Origin of the sequence: Novosphingobium sp. AP12, from assembly GCF_000281975.1 — a bacterium.
GTDB lineage: Bacteria > Pseudomonadota > Alphaproteobacteria > Sphingomonadales > Sphingomonadaceae > Novosphingobium.
Window position 1 is genome coordinate 1 of sequence record NZ_AKKE01000146.1, and the last position, 3,060, is coordinate 3,060.

At 64.0% G+C, this 3,060-nt stretch carries 4 protein-coding genes; 3 read left to right on the forward strand and 1 reads right to left on the reverse strand.

Translation table 11 applies throughout. From position 1 onward, the window contains the following. Positions 1-2: 2 nt before the first annotated feature. From PMI02_RS20710 to PMI02_RS20720, 3 genes are read left to right on the forward strand one after another with little or no spacing between them, the layout of a single operon-like run. Positions 3-479, forward strand: a complete 477-nt coding sequence (locus tag PMI02_RS20710) for an SRPBCC family protein (RefSeq protein ID WP_007686566.1) — start codon at positions 3-5, stop codon at positions 477-479. After that, the gene (locus PMI02_RS20715; protein WP_007686568.1) at positions 479-1,681 is read left to right on the forward strand and encodes a zinc-dependent alcohol dehydrogenase; all 1,203 of its coding nucleotides are present in this window, start codon (positions 479-481) and stop codon (positions 1,679-1,681) included. The genes PMI02_RS20710 and PMI02_RS20715 overlap by 1 nt, the downstream gene beginning before the upstream one ends. Positions 1,682-1,691: 10 nt before the next feature. Continuing rightward, positions 1,692-2,477, forward strand: a complete 786-nt coding sequence (locus tag PMI02_RS20720; protein ID WP_007686570.1) for an SDR family oxidoreductase — start codon at positions 1,692-1,694, stop codon at positions 2,475-2,477. Positions 2,478-2,605: 128 nt separating this feature from the next. On the opposite strand, the gene gntA is transcribed toward PMI02_RS20720, so the two are convergent. Then, positions 2,606-3,060: guanitoxin biosynthesis heme-dependent pre-guanitoxin N-hydroxylase GntA (gntA, locus tag PMI02_RS20725; protein ID WP_007686571.1), on the reverse strand; the 455-nt coding region annotated here is incomplete at its 5' end.

Sequence of the window (3,060 nt, forward strand, 5' to 3'; positions counted from 1 at the left end):
CGCTGATCGGGCGGACCGTGACGATCAACCGACCCCGCGCGGAGCTCTACGCCTACTGGCGGGATTTCGCCCGGTTGCCGACGTTCATGGACAACGTCGAACGGGTCGACATCCTGTCGCCCACGAAGTCGCATTGGGTGGTCAAGGCGCCGGGCGGCAGGACCGTCGAATGGGATGCGCTCGTCACAGAGGAGCGGGAGGGCGAACTGATCGCCTGGGCATCGACCGAGGATGCAGACGTGCCCAACAGCGGCCGCATCGAATTCCGTGACGCCGGGGATCGCGGCACGGTCGTCACCGCGACGATCGTCTACGACCCGCCCGCAGGGGTGGTGGGCAAACTTATCGCCAAAATGTTCCAGCGCGAACCTGCGATCCAGGCGCGCCGCGACCTTCGCCGCTTCAAGCAACTCATGGAAACCGGCGAAGTCGCCACCTCGTCGCGCACCCGCGCGCAGCTCGAAGAGGAGAAAGCCTGATGCGCGCACTCACCTGGCACGGCAAGCATGACGTCCGCGTCGATACGGTCGACGATCCCGAGATTCTCAACCCGCGTGACGCGATCATCAAGATCACCTCGACGGCGATCTGCGGTTCCGACCTCCACCTCTACGACGGCTACATCCCCACGATGAAGGCCGGCGACATCCTCGGCCACGAGTTCATGGGCGAAGTCGTCGAGACCGGCCCCGGATCGACACTGGTCAAGGGCCAGCGAGTGGTGGTCCCCTTCACGATCGCCTGCGGCAGTTGCTATCACTGCGGCAAGCACCAGTACTCCGCCTGTGACAACGGCAACCCGGCCGATAACCAGGACATCGGCATGGAGCTTTACGGCCAGCCCATGTCCGGCCTGTTCGGTTACAGCCACCTGACCGGCGGCTACGCGGGCGGCCAGGCCGAATACGTGCGTGTGCCCTTCTCCGACGTCGGCCCGATCGTCGTGCCCGAAGGGCTCGACGACGACGAGGTCCTGTTCCTTTCGGATATTCTGCCCACCGGCTGGCAGGCTGCCGAGAACGCGGACATCGAGCCGGGCGATACAGTCGCGGTCTGGGGTTGCGGGCCTGTAGGCCTGTTCGCGGTCCAGTCGGCCTTCCTGATGGGCGCGGCGCGCGTCATCGCGATCGACCACTTCCCGCGCCGCCTGGAACTGGCGCGCAAGTTCGGCGCCGAGACCATCAACTTCGAGGAATCGAAGACCTACGAGGCGCTGATGGAAATGACCGGGGGCATCGGTCCCGACGCCGTGATCGACGCCGTGGGCCTCGAAGCGCACGGCTTCTTCGTCGACAACGTGGTCGACCAGGTCAAGGCATCGCTGATGCTCGGCACTGATCGCATCCACTCGATCCGCCAGGCCATCGTCGCCTGCCGCAAGGGCGGCCGCGTCTCGATGCCTGCGGTCTATGGCGGCATCGTCGACAAGTTCCCGCTCGGCGCGTTCATGGAAAAAGGCCTGACGCTCAAGACCGGGCAGACCAGCGTGCAGCATTACATGCCGGGGCTGCTCAACGCTATCGTCGAGGGGAAGATCGACACCACCTTCCTGATCTCGCACCGGATGAGCCTGGAAGATGCGCCCAAGGGCTACAAGATGTTCCACGACAACCAGAACGAGGTGACCAAGGTCGTCCTCAAGCCCGGCTTCGACGCCGACACCGCCATCGCCGCGGAATAGGAGAAGCACCATGGCCAAGAAATTCGCGATCATCACCGGCGCCTCGACGGGCATCGGCTTCGAACTCGCCTCGATCGCCGCCGAAAACGGCTATGACCTGCTGGTCGTGGCCGACGAAGGCCTGATCGAAGCGGCTGCCCAGGACTTCCGGCTTCACGGCGTTGCCGTCGAAGCCGTGCAGGCCGACCTTTCGACACTGGAGGGCGTCGACACGCTGCTCGCGGCGACGGCGGGGCGAAAGATCGACCTGCTCTGCGCCAATGCGGGGCGAGGGCTCGGCCATGGCTTCCTCGACCAGGACGTCGCCGACTGGCGGCGGGTGGTGGACACCAACATCACCGGTACGCTCTACCTGCTGCAGAACGTACTGAAGGACATGGTGGCGCGTGACGAAGGCAAGGTGCTGATCACCGGCTCGATCGCCGGTTTCATCCCCGGCAGCTTCCAGGCGGTCTACAATGGCACCAAGGCATTCGTGGACAGCTTCGCCGACGCCCTGCGCAACGAGATCAAGGATGCGAAGGGCGTGACGGTCACCACGCTCATGCCCGGCCCGGTGAAGACCGAGTTCTTCGACCGCGCCGACATGCTCGACACGAGCGTCGGCGCATCAGAAAGCAAGAGCGATCCAGCCGACGTCGCCCGCGACGGGTGGACTGCGGTGATGAACGGCGATGCCCATATCGTCTCTGGATGGAAGAACAAGATCCAGGCGGCGGTGGCGCACGTAACCCCCGCGGCGATCCTGGCCGAGCAGCATCGCAAGATGGCGCAGCCGGGTTCGGCAGGCGAGTGACGACCGGAGGCTGCCGCCATGCGATTTGAACATCGCGGCCGTCACGCATCATGAAGTCGGACTTGAGGATCATCGCACCAGTGACCTTGGTCGTCGGGCTTCGGCGCTGCTGTTGCTCTTCTGCTACATCATTCGCGAGGATCTCGGAACGGACAACCCCAGTCGGCGCCGACGAGCCGTCCACTATACTGCCGGGCTTCACTAGCCTCCCCGTGCCTCGCAAGCATCGGATTGACCGAACCGGCAATGGCAACGTCGCGTTCGAGGATCCGGTCCCTCATGCGTTCATATTTGCCTTCCTTCCGCAATTGTTCGAACTGTTCGTGCAGATTGAACACAAGCGCCGGCCGGGCGAAGCGCCGCGCAGGCCGCGATGCATTGGGATGGAGGCCCACAACGAAAAATGCGCTACCGCCGAAACTCAATGAAAAATGAGGGTCCTCGGGGTTGGGACTGACCGAGTCATCGTATGGTTGCCCAAGCCAAGCGTCCTTGTCTGCAAACGACTGGATACGCTCCCACATGGCCGCTTCGAAAGCCGGTTCGTCCAGGTCGTGCGGTCCTTCGAACACGACCGCAAGAC